The sequence below is a fragment of the Streptomyces sp. NPDC002845 genome, assembly GCF_053591955.1.
The window spans coordinates 49,397-64,865 of sequence record NZ_JBSFUU010000044.1; the positions used below are offsets into that span (position 1 = coordinate 49,397).

Consider the following 15,469-nt stretch of genomic DNA (forward strand, 5'->3'; position numbering starts at 1 on the left):
GAGATGGAACCGACAGCCGATGAAATGCCAGTGGCCGTGGAAGGCCGACGAGGGGCGGCCCTTTCGGGACCGCCCCCCACATCTACCTTCCTTCCGTCATCCGCGGCCGCCGCCCGGCCCCCCGCCGAACCCGCCCCCGGCCGGAGCCTCCCCGGCCGTGACCGTGGCGATCTCCTCCGCCGAGCCGAGCTCGCCCGACTCCGCCAGACCACCCGTGTCGGCCCCCGAGACACTCCCGCCCGCGTAGACCGAGTACTCCTCGCCGCTCTCGATGCCGGCCCCCGAGTACGTGACGTTCTGGATCGTCTTCGAGGTGACGTACGAGGCGACGACGTTGCCCTCGGAGTCGACGATGTGGAGGGTCGTGCCCGCCTCGACGGCCGAGTCGAGCGTGGCCGACAGCCAGCCCTGCTCGGACCCGCTGTCGGGCGCGACGAGCATGCTCGCGCTGCCCGAGGCGAGCAGGGTGCCGCCGTTGACGGTGAGGGTGCCGTTGACGTCGAGGGCACCGTTGCCCCCCATCTGGGGCCCGTTGACGACGACCGTGCCGCCGGTGATCTCGGCGGTGCCGTTGGAGTCGAAGCCGTCGCCCTCGGAGTCGATGACGAGGGTGCCGCCGGTGACCTTGGCCGTGAAATCGCCCACGGACTCGCCACCGCCACCGCCGAAGCCGCCGCCCTGGTCGCCGCCGGACGCCGTCGTGTCGCCGGAGGCGTTGAGGCCGTCATCACTGGACGTGACCGTCGTGGAACCGCCCTGGACCAGGATGTCCTTGCCCTCCAGGCCCTCGTTCGACCGGGTGATCTCCACCGAGCCCTCGCTGATGATCAGGTCGCCCTCGGCGTGCACCCCGTCGTCGCCGGCGGAGAGGGTGACGTCGGCGCCGTTGAGGTGGACGGCCGCGTCACCGTGTACGGCGTCGGCGGAGGACTCGACGTCGACCGTGCCGCCTTCGAGGACCGTGATCACGCCCGACTTCAGGCCGTGGGCGGAGGTGTCGTCCGAGGCCTGGCTCTCGACGCTCACCTTCCCGCCCGTGACGACCAGATCGGTGGCCGCGTCGACCCCGTCGCCCTCGCTGCTGACCTCGACCGTTCCTCCGCCGACGGCGATGTAACCGGAGTCCGCGTCCTCGGTGTTGTCGGCCTTGAGCCCGTCGCCCTGGGCGGTGACGGTGAGGGTGCCGCCCTCGACGACCAGGTAGTCCTTGCCGCGTACGCCGTCGTCGGCGGCCTCGACCGTGATGGTGCCGCCCTCGATGACCAGCCCGTCCGTACTGGCGATCGCGTCGTTGCCGTTGCCGCTCACGGTCAGCGAGCCGCTGCCGCCGATCGTCAGATCACCGGCGCTGTACAGGGCGGCGTTGGCGTCCGCGTCCTCGGCGTAGGAGTCGGTGTCGCCGAGCGTGTTCTCGCTGCCGTCGGCGAGGACGACCACGAGCTGCTCCGCCTCCGTCGCGGCGATCGCCGACCCGGAGGAGCTGGAGATCTCCACCCCGTCGAGGATCAACGTCACGGTCGCGTCGGGGGCGTTGACGATCACCTGCCCGTCGGAGAGAGACCCGCTGAGCCGGTATGTGCCACCGGCGGTGATGGTCACGGTGGACCCGTCGACCGTCACCCCGTCCCCGTCGGCGGAGGCCGAGTCGCCGTTCAGCTGGATCTCCACGGCGTCGGACTCCTCGTAGTCCGCGTAGTCCGCCGTCTCGTGGGTCTCCTTGTTGTCGGCGAGGACGGCGGCGGCGTCCTGCGCCCCGTCGACGGCGGCGGCCGCGGCCGCCGCCGCGCTCGTACTCGTCCCCGAACCCGAGGACGTACTGTCACTGCCGCTCGACGACGAGCACCCGGCCAGGGCGGCCGTCGCGAGGACGACCGAGGCGAGGGCACCCGCCACCTTCGTACGGATCCGTCGTGCTGTGCTTCTGGTGTTCATGCGGGGCTCCCGTTCAGTGCGGGTGAGGTCGGAAAGTGGCGCCGGAGGACGGGCAGCCAGCGGTTTGCGGGAAGTTCGGGGCGGAGGGCGGCGAGCCCGGTGCCGTACTTGGAGACGGGGACGGGCCGGTGGCGCAGGGACCACAGCAGCCGGTCGGCGCTCGAACCGGCCCGCCCGGCCTTGGTCTCGACGATGGCCCGCTCGGGGGTGCGCAGCACGGTCCCGTCGGGCAGCGTCCAGGTGAGCCCGGTGTCGACGGTGAGCCGGCTGCCGCTGCCGGGCAGGAAGAGGGTCGTACGGCGGTAGAAGGTGGTGAGCGACGGAACGAACCGGAACCGGCGGGAGTTGATGCCCGCCTCCCCGAGCATGTCGTCGGCGTACGCCCGTGCCTCGCCGTCCAGCTGCCTCAAGTCCCCGTCGTACGGGATGCGTTGCTTGACGGTGGTGCCGCGCGGACCGCGCGTCTTGACCTCGAAGAAGTGCTGGCCGGAGTCGAGATACGTCCGTATCCGGAGCTTGAACCGACGCCTCCGGCGCCGGGCCGCGCCCAGATAGCCGTCCAGGTCGGGGGTGTCGAAGTAGACGGACCGGTACGCGAACTGCCGCTGCCCGTCCATCTCCAGGACCCGTACGTCCTCGTCCAGCCCGCCGACCACGAACGGCAGGTCGGCGACCGGGAGCATGTACTTGCGGTCCAGCCGGGTCAACAGCTCGGCGCGTTCGACGAGTTCGTCGAGGGCGATCGGCTCCAGTCCTGAGAACACCGGCCCGGTGGATTCGACGGCGGTCACGTCCGGACCCTGTGCTGCGCCCGGGTCCCGGTCTCTGCCTCTGCTCCCGCCTCCGCCTCGGCCTCCTTGGGCACCCGGGCGCCCTCGGTGACCACGTACCGCACCTCGACCTGGGTCGTGTCATTGACGAGGTCCACGCCCTTGACCGACAGATTCACGACTCGCCCGCCCAGCAGCATTTCGAGGTGCGCGCGCAGGGCGTTCTCGTCGGTGTACGCGGTGTCGAGCCGGAGGCTCTGCTGCCGGTGCCGACCGAAGAGCTTGGGGTGGTCGCCGACGTACAGAGTGACGACGATCAGCGCCGTCAGCACGGTGACGAGCGGGCTGACGGACTCGGGGAGTCCGGAGAGCAGCCCGATGGCCAGGGCGGAGAAGTAGTAGGCGATCTCGTGCTGCGCGATCTCGTTCGAGCGCAGCCGGATGATCGACAGGACCCCGAACAGCCCCATCCCCAGCCCGATCCCGACGGACGCGGAGCTGAGCGTCATCGCCACGGCGAGTACGCCGACGTTGACGCCGAGGAAGGCGGCGATCAGGTCGCGCCGGTGGTGGCGCGGGAAGTACACGCCGAAGGTCAGCACGGAGATGGCGACCAGATCGACGACCACGAGGATCAACTGTTCCGTCATGCGAATGACAATCGCGGGTCACTCTGTGAGGTCCCTTTGTCTTCTCTTAACGGAGTTTGAGAAGTACGAGGGGTGAACTCCCGGTGAACCCGTACCGGCGTCGCCTCACCGCGGTGCTCAGTCCTGTTCCCCGGTTCTCAGTCCTGTCCCCGGGTTCTCAGTCCTGTCCCTGCAACGGAGTCAGGACGCGCGTGCTGGTCTGCTGGTAGATCACCGAGCTGCGAAAGCTGACCACCTCCCGGCGCGCGCTCAACCGGTCCATGAGGAACGCGTGCAGCCGCTCGATGTCCTGCACGGCCACCTGGACGACCACGTCGTCGTCACCGGAGACGACGAACACGGAGACCACCTCGGGAAGTTGGGCCAGATACGTCTCGAAGCCGGAGATCACCTCGCGGCTCAGCGGGCGCAGCCGTACGAAGACCAGCGCCTGGAGCGCGCGGCCGAGCGCGCGGGGCTGTACGGCGGCGTGGTAGCCGGTGATCACTCCGCGCGAGCGCAGTGCCCGGACCCGCTCCAGACAGGTGGAGGGCGCGACGCCGACGAGCCGGGCCAGGTCCCGGTTGGTGAGCCGTGCGTCTCGCTGGAGATGGCTGAGGATCGCCGAATCAATGTCGTCCATGGCCGTCATTCTGCGGCCAACTCCGAATAAGGTTCGACGACTTCCCCACATCGCCGCATTCCGCTCTAGGTTCTCTGCCATCCGCCGGATGGAAAGGGAGTGCGCTCCTCCATGACGTCCATGACGACCGCCAGTTCCAGTTCCACGACCGTCTCCGACCACTACGACCGGTTCCTCGCGGAGCACTACACCTGGATGCTGGGCGGCGACCTCCGCACCCTCGCCGCCGCCCAGCGCGCACGGCTCACGCAGTGGGATGTACTACCGGGCCCGGACGGCTCGTCGGCCGTGGACCTGGGCTGCGGTCCTGGGCACACCAGCCTGGCCCTGGCCGAGCTGGGCTTCGACGACGTCCTCGCGGTCGACCTCAGCCGCCCCCTCCTGGACGAACTGTCCCCGCACACCGCCGACTTGCCCGCCGTACGCCCGGTCCGGGCCGACCTGCGCACCGCGCTGCCGGACCTGGTCCGCCCCGGCTCGGCGGCGGCCGTCGTATGCCTCGGCGACACTCTCACCCACCTCCCGACCCGGGGCGACGTGGCGGCCCTGCTCAACGACATCGCCGCCGCCCTCGCCCTCGACGGCACGGCCGTCCTGTCGTACCGCGACCTGACCGTCCCGCTCACCGGCACCGACCGCTTCCTGCCGGTCCGGGCCACCGAGGACCGGATCATGACGTGCTTCCTGGAGTACCCGGACGACTACAACGACTACACGGTCGTCGTCCACGACCTGATCCACACCCGGGACACCGACACCGGCGACTGGGCCCTGCGCGCCCACAGCTACCGCAAACTCCGGCTCGCTCACGCCTGGGTGCTGGAGCAGTGCCGTACGGCGGGACTCCGGGTGGTACGGGAGGAGGCCGGGGCCGGGGGAGGGATGCGGACGGTGGTGCTACGCCGCGCCGCGTGAAGCGGGGCCCGCACCACGCGATAATTCAGGACATGAAGCAGGGCATGAATCAGGGCATGAACCAGGGCATCGCCCCACCCCCCACTCCAGCCCCCCAGGCCGCCGCGTGACCGATCCCCTCCTCCCTGACTCCTTCCTGCCCGACCCTCTCCTGACCGACGTCCTCACCGTCGGCGCCCTCTACCCCCTCGCCCTCACCGGTGACCAGGCGTTCCAGGCGTACGGCCTGGTCGACAGGCGGGGTACCCGGGAGCTCGAAGTGGCCACCGAGAGCCCCGAGCCGATGGAGAAGATCGCGGCCACGGTCCGGGCGGGCCTGGAGGAACGGGGCTGGTCGGTCCGCCCCCTGGAAACCGATCCGCTCTCCGCCCGCCTGATCGTCACCGATCCCACGACGGAGGAGTCCCGAACCCTCGACCTCCTCAAGGAGACCCTCTGGCGCCCACCGGTCCGGACGGACCTCGGCCCGGTCCTCTCCCTCGAAGACGTCGTCGGCACCAAGGTCCGCGCACTGACCGACCGAGGCGCCGCCCGCGACCTCGTCGACGTCCACGCGGCAGCGGACCGCTGGAGCCTGATCGACCTCGAAGAACTCGGCCGCCGCCACACCCACGACACCTTCGACCTCGCCGACCTCCAGTCCCGCCTGGAGGCCGTCGAGTGGCTGTCCGACTCCGAGTTCACCCGCTACGGCCTCGACGAGGCGGACATCACGGTCCTCCGCCGATGGGCCCAGTCCTGGGCGGACGACATCGCGGAACGGCTGCTGGAGGAACAGGCGCTTCAGGCTCCGCCGGACGAGTGACCCGCCCGCCGGGTCGGTGATTGGCAGGTTTGGCTCGGCGTCGACGCACGTGACCAGGTCTCACGGGGGCCGACCGTGAGCCAAACCTTCCTATTGGCCCCGTTCAGCCGTGGTCCCGCTCCACCGGGAGCCACAGTTCGGCGTCGGCCTCGGTTCCGTCGGCCGACAGGTGGGTGCGGAGGATCTCGGGGCCGGGGCGGCTGCGGTACGGGTTGGACGGGAACCACTCCGTGAACACGTCCCGCCACAGGTACTGGATGGCCTGTGGCGCCGGCCCGGAGGTGGTGAAGACCGCCCAGGTGCCGGCCGGGACGGGGAGTGCGGTCGTGCCCTCGGGGGCGGCCGAGGACGTGATCACCCCGTGGTAGTAGTCGAGCTCGGTGCCCTCGGCACGGCTGGGGTCCAGGTCGTCGCAGACCGAGACGATGCCCTGCGGCTCCTGGTCCGACAGCTTCTCCAGACGCTCAAGCGTCTGCGGTTCGATCCCGCGGACGAAATCGATGATCGCCTGATTCGGACCCACGTGCACAAGAGGCACCCGGGCCTTGAGGCCGACGACAGCGAAGGCCGGCCTGTCCACTACGCGATAGCGCATACTGCTGCTCCCTTCGACGGTGAGGCGGAAGGCCAACCGGGGCTGGGAGACGAGCGCGGCGCCGGTGCGCCGGGCCTCGCCCGGACCGACACCGTGCATGGCGCGAAAGGCACGCGCGAACGCCTCGCCCGAGCCGTAGCCATAGCGCACCGCGATCTCCAACAGCGACTCACGCCCCGCGAGCACCTCGGCACCCGCGACGGTGAGCCGCCGGCGCCGGATGTACTCCGACAGCGGCATGCCCGCCAGCGCGGAGAACATCCTGCGCAGGTGGTACTCCGAGGTGGCCGCGACACGCGCCAGCCCGGCCACGTCGACGGACCGATCGAGATCACACTCGATGTGCTCCATGACCTCGTTCAGCCGCTCCAGCACGCCCGGTCCCCTTCCTCGCTTCCGATCACCACGCTAGGCAGCACGCCCCCTGCCCGACCCGACATCCTGTGCCCGATCAAGTCGGGTACGGGAGGCGTGAGGGGGTGGGTGTCCGGGTTACTTCTGGCTGTCCCGGATGCCTTGGAGGAGGGCGGTGAGGGCGGTGGGGGTGAGGGGGAGTATTCGGGTGGGGTGGTCGCTTTCGCGGAGGAGGAATGAGGGGTTGAATGCGGCGAGTTCGACGCACTCGGCTCCGTCCGTGCCGTTGGAGAACGAGGACTTCTGCCACTGGATCATTTCTTACAGTTCTTTCGCGAGCCGATGGATGTAGTCCCGTGACTTGATGGGGTCCAGGGATGCCGCCTCCACCTTGCCGTAGACGGTCCGCAAGGCGCGTAGCCGGGCAGCGTTGTCCACGTATTCAGCTCCGCTGGGGGTGTCCATCTGGGCTGTGTCCAGTGCGGTTACGGGACCGCCCGCGTACAGCATCGCCGTACCGGCGGCGCCGAAGCCGTCCACGTCGAAGGGAACCACCCGCACGGTGATATTGGAGCGCTCCGACATGTGGATGATCCGGTCGAGCTGAGCACGGGCGACCCGCCGGTCCGCGACACGCGTGCGCAGCACGGACTCGTGAAGCAGCGCGGCGTAGGGCACCGCCCCCTCGCGGGTGAGAACGATCGCGCGGCGGAGCCGGTTCTCGACCCTCAACCGCAGTTCGTTCTCAGGAAGGTCCGGATTCCAGAACTCGTACACCGCTCGCGCGTGCTCCTCGGTCTGCAGCAGCCCGGGCACATGCGCGCCGCCGATCACCTTCATGTAACGCGCATGATGCTCCAGCTCTGCCAGATCCCTGAAGGCAGGCGGCAGTACGTCTCGGTACTCCTCCCACCAGCCACGTGTGCGGTCCGTCGCCATCTCCACGAGCGCGTCGATCAACTCCGCGTCCGCACAGGCGTACTGAGCCGCCATCCTCCGTACCCGCGCCTCGCTGACGCCCGCCACGCCGGACTCGATCTGGCTCATCGTCACTGAGATCACGCCCAGCAACTTGCCCGCCTCGCGAGCCGTCAGCCCGGCCGCCTCACGCAGTTTGCGCAGCTCACGGCCCAGCCGCTCCTGCCGTGCCGTCGGCTGTTTCCGTGGCACCCGTGTCTCCCTACTCGCACAACAGCACTCGCGTATCCGCCAGTTGACCACCACATCGGGTGACCAGGTTACGACAACGGGTTGCAGCGAACTAACTTTAGTCTCTACTGTTGGTGACGCGACGCACACGCTGCGGAACCCCGGGGCTACCGAAAGCGCACCGTTCCGCCCTGCCATGGCGGCTGCGGCAGAGCCATCGCCCGCGACCACAGCACAACCCAACTCCCCTTCTCCCCTCCTCCCAGGAGTCACGCATGCCCGAACCCGGAGAACCCACCGACGAGACCGACGAGCCCACCGAACCCTGGACCTACACCCTCTCCATCCCCAACGACCCCCGCGCGGTGACGATCTGCCGCCATACCCTCCGCCTGATCCTCACCATGAACGGCCTCCCCCACCTCATCGAAGCCGCCGAACTCGTGGCAACGGAGCTGGTCACCAACGCCGTACAGCACACCAAGGGCCCGGCGGCCATAAGGCTCCGTTGGTCGGCGCCGGTGCTCCGTATCGGCGTGTGGGACACGGACCCCAGGCCCCCGACACCGGTACCCCTCAACGCCACCCCCGACCCCACCCTCGAATCGGGCCGAGGCCTCACCCTCGTCGACGAGTGCGCGAACAACTGGGGCTGGTACGCCCTGGGTGCGGCCGCCCAACTCCCGAACGGCAACGGCAAGTTCGTGTGGTGCGAGCTGGCCGTGGCGGCGTGAACGTTCCTTCTGTCCCCGAAAGAGTGATCCCATCCCGTCGGCCGGACGCCCGGCCACTGATCCCCCTAGGTTCCGACACATGGTCACGTCAACCCATGAGGCCTCCCACCGACTCTTCGTGGAGCACCCGGAGGCCCTCGCCCCCGTCTACGAGACGTTGGGCGTCCCGCGGCCCACGAAGTCGGACGTCAGGGAAGTCACCCCCGACACCACGGAGATCCGACCGCTGGAACGCCGCGTGGACACGGTGCTCATGGTCGAGCCGCCCGAGGGGGAGCACTACGTGCTCGCGATCGAGGCCCAGAGCAAGCCGGACCCGAGGAAGGAGGCGAACTGGGCGTACTACGTGGCGCATCTGCGCGCGAGGTACGACCTGCCGGTCCTCCTCGTGGTGGTCTGTTGGGACCGACCCACGGCGGCCTGGGCGGCCGGACCCTTCGAGTGCGGCATCGGTCTTTGGACGACCCAGGTCACGCGGCCGTTCGTCCTGGACCCCTGACCGTCCCGGAGATCACCGACGAGGCGGTGGCGGCTCAGAATCCGGGGATGACGGTGCTCTCGGCGATTGTGCACAGCGGCAGCAAGAGGTGCGCCGCCATACTGGAAACGGCGGTCCGCGCATGGCAGCCGCTCGACGACGAGACGCTGCTGGACTGGTCCACCACGATGGAAATCGGCCTGGAGAACACTCCGGCCAGGGAGATCTGGAGGAAACTGCTGATGGCGATCACCGCTGAAGACCTGCCGGGCCGGGCGCCCTTCTTCGAGGAGTACTACGAGGCAAAGCTCCAGGAGAAGTTCCAGGAGAAGTTCCAGGAGAAGTACAGGGAAGGCGAGGCCAAGGACCGCGCCTCGCTGATCCTGCGCGTGCTGGAGAGGCATGGCATCCCGGTGCCCGAGGACATCCGCGAGCGCGTCACCTCCTGCACCGACCTCGACACCCTCATGCTCTGGTTCGACCGCTCCCTCACCGCCAACACGGCCGAGGACCTGTTCACCGAGGACTCCGAAGCCCCGTAGGACGGCCCTGCCGAGGCCTGACCGACCCGCACACGACACCGAGGGCGCCCGGACGACCGACTCCGGGCGCCCTCGGTCGCCTTCCGCAGCTGTCTGCGCGCAACTCGGCTCCGCCCGGCCCGCGCTCGACGAACGGACGCGCGCCCCTCGAAAGAGTGATCCCTTCTCGTCGACCGGCGCGCCGTGCTCAAGGCCCCCTAGCTTGCGCTCATGGACGCGGAAACGAGCGCAGAAGTGGCGGAGGACATCCGCTTCATGTGGTTGCAGCTTTCTCTGGGGATCCCGCCGGCCAAGGTGATGCACGGTCTCAGTACGGCGATGAAGGAGCACTGCCGGCGTGGCTCCATGACTCTGAAGGAGATGACCGACGTGTTCGTCATGACCGGGAGGTGGAGCGACGAACAGCAAGCGGCCGAATGGGGCAAGGGATACGCCGAGGGCTGGGCCGCCGCGATCCTGCGGATCCTGGAGCTGCGCGATGTCCCGTCCTCCGATGATCACCGCTACGTCAGTATCCACAGCGATCTGAGACTCCTCGCCCAGTGGCTGGACCTGGCTCTCTTGGTCACTCACGGAGAGGACCTGATCCGCGCGAAGCTGAAAGCGGAGGGGAGATTGGAATCCGAGTAGCACACGGTCCCTCCCCCGCCCGGCTCCACCCCCTCACCCATCCGCCTCCACCCCCTCACCCATCCGCCTCCACCCACTGGCCCTCACCCCTCACCGATGTTGCCCTGGGAGACAAACACCCCCCTCCCGGAAGGCCCCGCCATGCACCGTCCCCACCGTCTCCTTGCCCAGGTCATCGGCGTCGGCGTACTCGTAGGGGCGGCGGCCTGCGCGGTCGGTGAGGACGGGGCGGGGCCGCAGGCGACCCCCAAGACCAAGACCACGCCCTCACCCCTGGTGAAGCAGACCCCCGGCACCCCCACCACCCCACCCACCCCCGCCTTCACCGCCGCCCAGGCCAGGAGTGCGCTCCTGCGGACCGGGGACCTCGGGTGGGGCTGGGGTGCGACGCAGGGGGCGGCGACCTGGCGGGACGGGCTGTTGAAGGGGAAGGCGGATGTCGCCGAGTGTCAGAAGCTGCTCGACGCGGTGTATGCCGAGGATCTGCTGGGGGAGCCGACGGGGGCGAAGGCGGTGGCCGGGTTCGACGACTCCGAGTACGGGGCGCAGGTGCGGTACCAGGTGGGCGCGTACAAGAAGGCCGACGTGGAGGGGAGGCTGCGTCAGGCCGGTCGACTGGCCGAGGAGTGCGACGAGTTCACTGTCACCGGCGCCATGGGGCGGACGTACGACGCCCAGGTCACCCCCGTCGAACTGCCCGATGTCGGCGACGCCCGCCAGGGGCTGCGTCTGGTTGTGAGCGGTGAGGTCGAGGGCGAGGAAGGTGTCCTCACCCTCGACGTGGCCGCCGTGCGCGTCGGTGACAGCGCCGCCCTCTTCACCCATGGCGGGCTCTACGGCATCGACGACGAGACGACGTGGCAGGCCGTGCAGGCGGGGGCTCAGCGTCTCAAGGACGTCGTCGCGGGCGCCGCACCTCGTGCCGGTACGGGCGGTGACGAGTACTGATCCCGAGTCGGCGGCTCAGTCCGCCGTCGCCGCCTTGCGCAGCGTCTCGATGGCCGTGCCGATCGCCTGCTGGAGTTCCTCCAGGCGCTGGAGCATGTCGTCCTCGTAGATGTCGTCGAGGTCGCCGGCGTCGTCGAAGGTCAGCTCCTCGAAGACCTTGGTGGCCTTCTGGAGGCTGTTGTAGAACTTGGTCCGCCGTTCCTGGACGCGCAGTTCGGGGTTGGCCTCGACGGTCTGTACGACGAGGCTCTTGACGGTGTCGTAAGCCTCGGTGGCCCACTCGCCGGTGTCCTCGTCCTGGTCGAGTTCGTCGATGAGGGACAGGTGGCGTTCGGCCTCGGCGCGCAGGTCGGCGGGGGCGTCGATCGTCTGCCCGGCCGGGGTCTTGACCTGGCCGCTCTCGGCGACCTGGCGGACGTATCCGATACGGTCGGCCGCCCGGCTCTCGGTGGCGACCGCCTTCTTCAGCTCCTCGGTACGGGCGACGTCCCGCGCCAACTCGGCCTGGAGGGAGGGGTCTTCACGGATGCGGTCGAGCAGCGCGGCCCGTGCCGCCTGGGCGGTGGAGGGGTCGGCGAGGATCGCGGCGCGCAGCGCGGTCGGGTTCTCCGCGACCTCCAGGGCCTTGGTCGGGCGGATGCCCTCGGCCTCGGCCGATGCCGCGATCGCAGTGCCGCGCTCGGAGGCCGCGCTGGAACGGGAGGTGTAGTACGACAGCCACGCGTCCGAGTCGGGCAGTTCGATGTCCTCGCCCGGGGCCAGCGCCTCGAAGTGCGGTACGAGACCGTCGTCGGCCGCCTTGTCCCACGCGTTGTAGTAGCGCATCACCCGTTCCGGCGAGCACCCGGCCAGCCCGGCGAACTCCTTCGCCGACACCTTCGGCGTCTCCCCGGCCGCCTGCCCGCCCGGCCGCACACTCCGCGCCACCTTCAACGCGAACGCCCAGCCCCCGGTCCGCGCGTACACCCCGAACTCCCGGGCGTCCACCACGACCAGCTCACTTACGGCACCGGCACCGGCGGCGGCCGCCGGTTCGACCCAGACCGCCTCGGCTGTGGAGTCTTCGGAGCTTGTGGAGTCTTCGGATGCGGACGCGGGCGGGATCGCTACGGTCACAGGCACTCTCCTGGGAAGTCGGTCGGAAGTGCATCCTAGAGGAGGCGGCTCGGCGGTCAGAAGTTGGAGATCACGCTGGTCAGCACCTCGTTGATGGTGCTCGCGTCCTTCGCGTCGTACGCGCGGGCGCCGGTCGCCGTGGCGATCTCCTCCAGTACGGACTTGCCGTCCTTGTCCTGCTCGTCGGCGTCGTCCCCGTACGCGATGGTGAAGACCCGGACCCGCTTCTCCGGGTCGCCGATCCGGGACAGGACCTCGTCCTTCGTCGGCCCGTAGTTGACCTCGTTGCGGCCGTCGGTGAGCAGCACGATGGCGTTGATCGCGTTCGGGTCGTAGCCGGTGCGCATGGTGTCCACCGCCGCGTCGAGCGTGGCGTACAGCCCGGTGCCGCCGTTGGGGACGAGGCCTCCCACCTGCTTGGTGAGTTCCTCGCTGCGGATGGCGTCGTCGTTTTCGGGCAGCTTCCCGCCCAGGGGGCCGATGGGCACGAGTGGCAGGTAGTCGCGTTGGCCGTCGAGATTCGCCTTGTTGGCGAACTTCCACAGCCCGACCCGGTCGCGGTCGCCGAAACCGCCGAACAGGGCGGGTTCGGCCTCCTTCAGCATCTCCATCTTGGTCTTGCCGGTGCCGGGCACGTCGTCGTCCATCGACCCGGACGTGTCGATCACGACCAGTACGTTGGCCGGGCGCCGCAACTCCGACCACACCTGCTGGATCCGGCCGAGCACGGGGCCGCTCGGCGCGGCGTACGCAGAGAGCTCGGTGTCGGGCAGGGCGCCGTTGTCCTCCGTGACCGACCTGCCGGGCGTGCCCTTGTGCGTCCGGAAACCGTACGGCTCGAAGTACTTCTCGTACACAGCCGGGGCGTGCACGTAGCGGAGGAAGTCCTCGGACACCGCCTGCTTCGCCGGCTCCACGCCCTTGAGCTGGATGTACGGGTGGTTGCTGCCCGGATTGCTGCCCTTGGGGTACAGCGCCATCAGCTTGGTGGTCGGCTCGCTCGTGCGGGCACAGACCTGCCCGTCGCTGTACGAGCCGCAGGGATAGCCCTTGTTGTAGGCGACGACCGCGGCCTCCTCCACCGTCACGGCGGAGATGTACTCCAGCGCCGCCGCCTCACCGCCCGAGTCGTCGGCCTCGCGCAGGTTGGCGAGGAACGTCAGCGTGGTGTCGCCGTAATGGACCACCGACCGCTCGATGTCCTCGACGAGCCCTTTGTTATCGGGTGCGGCGATGTCCTTGACGGACAGTTCGCGGCTGGTGCCGGTGCCGGCGTAGTAGATGCCGACGGTCGCGTTGAGCCCGGAGGTGGAGTAGTTGGGGTTGGTCTTGCCCAGCTTGAAGTCGCCCCACTGCTTGCCCCGCTTCACCCAGAAGTCGTTCGATTCCTTGGACCAGTCCGCGAGGTCCCGCCAGCCGATGCGCTGCTCCCGCCAGCCCAGGTACCGGGCCGCCGGTTCGGGCATCGCGATGGTCAGTGGGCTGGTCACGATGGGCTCGGCCGTCTCCGGGAGCCGTTTCAGTGCCGCCGGGTTGTCCTCCGCGTAGGAGCGGGCCAGCGCGAGCCAGTCGTTTCCGGCGGGCGACCACACGTCGGGCCTCGGCCCGTCGTCCTCGGTCCAGCCCTTCCCCAGGGCACGCGCCCCGTCGCCGGAGTTGACGTCGTCGACGGCGACCTTCACGCACTTGTCGCCGCTGAGGCGGGCCCCGTAGTCGACGGCGGCCTCGCGCAGCGCCTTCGAGAGGTCGACCGACGTGGCTATGCGCAGCGTGAGGTCGGCCTCGTCGACGGGGCATTCCGGCAGGGTGGGGGCCGCACGGGTCGTGTTGCCGCCGTCGGCGCCCTCGCCGCCGCCGGAGAGCAGGGTCCACAGGAGGACGACGATCAACGCCACGACGAACGTGGGCAGCGCCGTGAGGAGGAGCCGCAGCTTGGGCTGCTTGCCCAGCAGGTTCGTGAGTGACGCCCATGGGGGGAGGCGTGGCGGCGAATCGTTTCCGGCGGGGGGCGTTCGGGGGGTGCGGTCCGCTGATTTCTCCTCGGAGGAGGAATCGGCCTTGGTTGCCCTGTTTTCCCCGTTTACCTTGGTTGCCTCGTGTGCCTCGGTTAACTCGGTTTTGCTGACCGGAGGGTTCTCCGGCGGTGATTCCAGTACGGACACTCCCGTGGTTCCCGGACCCTGCACCCCACCGGTGCCGGACCCGGGTGGCGTCACGCCGCTGATTCCGGAACCGGGTTCCGCGTCGTGGCCCGTCCCGTACTCCTTGAGGATCTCCACGGCCACCGTCGCGGCGTGCGCGGCGGCGAGCGGCTGGCTGCCGCGCGCGTCCGCCTCGCCCTTCCGGCCGTCGGCCAGGTCGCTGATGCCGCGGATCGCCAGGGCGGGCAGATTCAGGCTGTAGGCGGCCGCGGCCACTCCGGCGCTCTCCATGTCGACGGCGACGGCGTCGTTGTAGCCGCGCCTGATCCGCACGAACTCCTTCGATGACCGGTCGTTGAGCACCTTGTCGCCGGAGGCGATCGGCTTGTGGTGCACCGCGAAGCCGATACCGCGCTCGTTCATGCGCTGGGCTGCCTGAGACAGGCCCGGCGGGGCGGGCCATGCCTCGGGGCGGGAGTAGCTGTCTCCCGATTCCTCCTTCGTGCCCTCATAGTTGTAGATCTTGGTGCCGACGACGACGTCGCCGAGTCTGACCTCGTCGCCGTCGCTCAGCGCGCCCGCGACCCCGACGAAGAACAGCGCATCGGGGCTGAACGTGCTTTTCGCCTGCTGGGCGACCAGGGCTGCTTTCGTGTTGCCCCTGACGCCATGGGCGAGGAGGACGAACCAGCCGGTGTCGGCGAACAGTCCGCAGCCGAAGACCGTGCCGGAAGCATCCCGATGTTGCTCCACCTTGCCGGAGAAATGTCGGTATACGGCTTCGTACTCCACCTTCAGGGCCGTGAGGATCACCACGGTGGGATGCGAGTCTGTCAACCTGATCAACCGAGCCCTGCCTCTGACGCCGTGACTCCGATCCAAGATGGGAACGCTAACGCTACGGTGCCTCAGAAGAAGCAAGTCCACTACAACAAAGGCGAGTTGAACTGAAATCGTGATATGGGGCGGACCTGGTCGCCCGTGCGGAAGTCGTGGCCGTGAGGAGCGTCATATTCCGCGGGGCGGGTGTCGTGGTTCCGTATGCCTGTACACGTGTGAACCGGATCTTCCGGATAGACCCCGACCAG

Annotated in this window: 16 protein-coding genes; 7 read left to right on the forward strand and 9 right to left on the reverse strand. The window is 69.1% G+C overall.

Annotated elements, in window-relative coordinates; translation table 11 throughout:
• Positions 1 to 96 precede the first annotated feature (96 nt).
• The 4 genes from ACWD3C_RS28615 to ACWD3C_RS28630 all read right to left on the reverse strand — a co-directional run bounded on the left by ACWD3C_RS28615 (position 97) and on the right by ACWD3C_RS28630 (position 3,974).
• Positions 97 to 1,932 carry a carbohydrate-binding domain-containing protein gene (locus tag ACWD3C_RS28615; RefSeq protein WP_451148850.1) on the reverse strand — a complete coding sequence of 612 codons (1,836 nt, stop codon included), beginning with the start codon at positions 1,930 to 1,932 and terminating at the stop codon, positions 97 to 99.
• Positions 1,929 to 2,723 (reverse strand): polyphosphate polymerase domain-containing protein, encoded by a 795-nt coding sequence (locus ACWD3C_RS28620; RefSeq protein ID WP_451148852.1) that lies wholly within the window; start codon positions 2,721 to 2,723, stop codon positions 1,929 to 1,931. The genes ACWD3C_RS28615 and ACWD3C_RS28620 overlap by 4 nt, the downstream gene beginning before the upstream one ends.
• Positions 2,720 to 3,352 carry a DUF4956 domain-containing protein gene (locus ACWD3C_RS28625; RefSeq protein WP_451148854.1) on the reverse strand — a complete coding sequence of 211 codons (633 nt, stop codon included), beginning with the start codon at positions 3,350 to 3,352 and terminating at the stop codon, positions 2,720 to 2,722. Before ACWD3C_RS28625 ends, ACWD3C_RS28620 begins: the two co-directional genes overlap by 4 nt.
• 157 nt (positions 3,353 to 3,509) lie before the next feature.
• On the reverse strand, positions 3,510 to 3,974 hold the full coding sequence (locus ACWD3C_RS28630; RefSeq protein WP_451148856.1) for an Lrp/AsnC family transcriptional regulator: 465 nt from the start codon (positions 3,972 to 3,974) through the stop codon (positions 3,510 to 3,512).
• 111 nt (positions 3,975 to 4,085) lie between these two features.
• Here ACWD3C_RS28630 and ACWD3C_RS28635 point away from each other — a divergent pair, with 111 nt between their 5' ends.
• Entirely contained in the window at positions 4,086 to 4,889 is an 804-nt protein-coding gene (locus ACWD3C_RS28635; RefSeq protein ID WP_451148858.1) for a class I SAM-dependent methyltransferase, read from the forward strand.
• A 136-nt stretch (positions 4,890 to 5,025) separates the two neighbouring features.
• Positions 5,026 to 5,694 carry a nucleotidyl transferase AbiEii/AbiGii toxin family protein gene (locus tag ACWD3C_RS28640; RefSeq protein WP_451148906.1) on the forward strand — a complete coding sequence of 223 codons (669 nt, stop codon included), beginning with the start codon at positions 5,026 to 5,028 and terminating at the stop codon, positions 5,692 to 5,694.
• Positions 5,695 to 5,797: 103 nt separating this feature from the next.
• Here the strand turns inward: ACWD3C_RS28640 and ACWD3C_RS28645 are convergent, their stop codons facing one another.
• The 3 genes from ACWD3C_RS28645 to ACWD3C_RS28655 all read right to left on the reverse strand — a co-directional run bounded on the left by ACWD3C_RS28645 (position 5,798) and on the right by ACWD3C_RS28655 (position 7,813).
• Positions 5,798 to 6,664 carry an AraC family transcriptional regulator gene (locus ACWD3C_RS28645; protein ID WP_451148860.1) on the reverse strand — a complete coding sequence of 289 codons (867 nt, stop codon included), beginning with the start codon at positions 6,662 to 6,664 and terminating at the stop codon, positions 5,798 to 5,800.
• A gap of 117 nt (positions 6,665 to 6,781) precedes the next feature.
• Entirely contained in the window at positions 6,782 to 6,961 is a 180-nt protein-coding gene (locus ACWD3C_RS28650) for a DUF397 domain-containing protein (protein ID WP_451148862.1), read from the reverse strand.
• Positions 6,962 to 6,964: 3 nt separating this feature from the next.
• Positions 6,965 to 7,813, reverse strand: a complete 849-nt coding sequence (locus tag ACWD3C_RS28655) for a helix-turn-helix domain-containing protein (protein WP_451148864.1) — start codon at positions 7,811 to 7,813, stop codon at positions 6,965 to 6,967.
• A gap of 254 nt (positions 7,814 to 8,067) precedes the next feature.
• On the opposite strand from ACWD3C_RS28655, the gene ACWD3C_RS28660 reads away from it, so the two are divergent.
• The 5 genes from ACWD3C_RS28660 to ACWD3C_RS28680 all read left to right on the forward strand — a co-directional run bounded on the left by ACWD3C_RS28660 (position 8,068) and on the right by ACWD3C_RS28680 (position 11,124).
• Positions 8,068 to 8,526, forward strand: a complete 459-nt coding sequence (locus ACWD3C_RS28660; RefSeq protein WP_451148866.1) for an ATP-binding protein — start codon at positions 8,068 to 8,070, stop codon at positions 8,524 to 8,526.
• A gap of 79 nt (positions 8,527 to 8,605) precedes the next feature.
• Entirely contained in the window at positions 8,606 to 9,025 is a 420-nt protein-coding gene (locus ACWD3C_RS28665) for a hypothetical protein (RefSeq protein ID WP_451148868.1), read from the forward strand.
• Between the two features lie 47 nt (positions 9,026 to 9,072).
• Positions 9,073 to 9,546: a hypothetical protein gene (locus ACWD3C_RS28670; protein ID WP_451148870.1), complete on the forward strand. Its 474-nt coding sequence runs from the start codon at positions 9,073 to 9,075 to the stop codon at positions 9,544 to 9,546.
• Between the two features lie 210 nt (positions 9,547 to 9,756).
• Complete coding sequence (locus ACWD3C_RS28675; RefSeq protein WP_451148872.1) at positions 9,757 to 10,176, forward strand: hypothetical protein; 420 nt, start codon at positions 9,757 to 9,759, stop codon at positions 10,174 to 10,176.
• Between the two features lie 141 nt (positions 10,177 to 10,317).
• The gene (locus ACWD3C_RS28680) at positions 10,318 to 11,124 is read left to right on the forward strand and encodes a hypothetical protein (protein WP_451148874.1); all 807 of its coding nucleotides are present in this window, start codon (positions 10,318 to 10,320) and stop codon (positions 11,122 to 11,124) included.
• A gap of 15 nt (positions 11,125 to 11,139) precedes the next feature.
• On the opposite strand, the gene ACWD3C_RS28685 is transcribed toward ACWD3C_RS28680, so the two are convergent.
• Positions 11,140 to 12,240: a hypothetical protein gene (locus ACWD3C_RS28685; protein WP_451148876.1), complete on the reverse strand. Its 1,101-nt coding sequence runs from the start codon at positions 12,238 to 12,240 to the stop codon at positions 11,140 to 11,142.
• A 56-nt stretch (positions 12,241 to 12,296) separates the two neighbouring features.
• Positions 12,297 to 15,197, reverse strand: a complete 2,901-nt coding sequence (locus ACWD3C_RS28690; protein WP_451148878.1) for a phosphorylase family protein — start codon at positions 15,195 to 15,197, stop codon at positions 12,297 to 12,299.
• Positions 15,198 to 15,469 lie beyond the last annotated feature (272 nt).

What these genes read in the sequence shown, in the direction of transcription:
- ACWD3C_RS28650 (WP_451148862.1), bottom strand. Translation starts at nt 6,961, where the DNA reads ATGATCCAGTGGCAGAAGTCCTCGTTCTCCAACGGCACGGACGGAGCC.
- ACWD3C_RS28660 (WP_451148866.1), top strand. Translation starts at nt 8,068, where the DNA reads ATGCCCGAACCCGGAGAACCCACCGACGAGACCGACGAGCCCACCGAA.
- ACWD3C_RS28625 (WP_451148854.1), bottom strand. Translation starts at nt 3,352, where the DNA reads ATGACGGAACAGTTGATCCTCGTGGTCGTCGATCTGGTCGCCATCTCC.
- ACWD3C_RS28630 (WP_451148856.1), bottom strand. Translation starts at nt 3,974, where the DNA reads ATGGACGACATTGATTCGGCGATCCTCAGCCATCTCCAGCGAGACGCA.
- ACWD3C_RS28675 (WP_451148872.1), top strand. Translation starts at nt 9,757, where the DNA reads ATGGACGCGGAAACGAGCGCAGAAGTGGCGGAGGACATCCGCTTCATG.
- ACWD3C_RS28680 (WP_451148874.1), top strand. Translation starts at nt 10,318, where the DNA reads ATGCACCGTCCCCACCGTCTCCTTGCCCAGGTCATCGGCGTCGGCGTA.
- ACWD3C_RS28635 (WP_451148858.1), top strand. Translation starts at nt 4,086, where the DNA reads ATGACGTCCATGACGACCGCCAGTTCCAGTTCCACGACCGTCTCCGAC.
- ACWD3C_RS28670 (WP_451148870.1), top strand. Translation starts at nt 9,073, where the DNA reads ATGACGGTGCTCTCGGCGATTGTGCACAGCGGCAGCAAGAGGTGCGCC.
- ACWD3C_RS28615 (WP_451148850.1), bottom strand. Translation starts at nt 1,932, where the DNA reads ATGAACACCAGAAGCACAGCACGACGGATCCGTACGAAGGTGGCGGGT.
- ACWD3C_RS28665 (WP_451148868.1), top strand. Translation starts at nt 8,606, where the DNA reads ATGGTCACGTCAACCCATGAGGCCTCCCACCGACTCTTCGTGGAGCAC.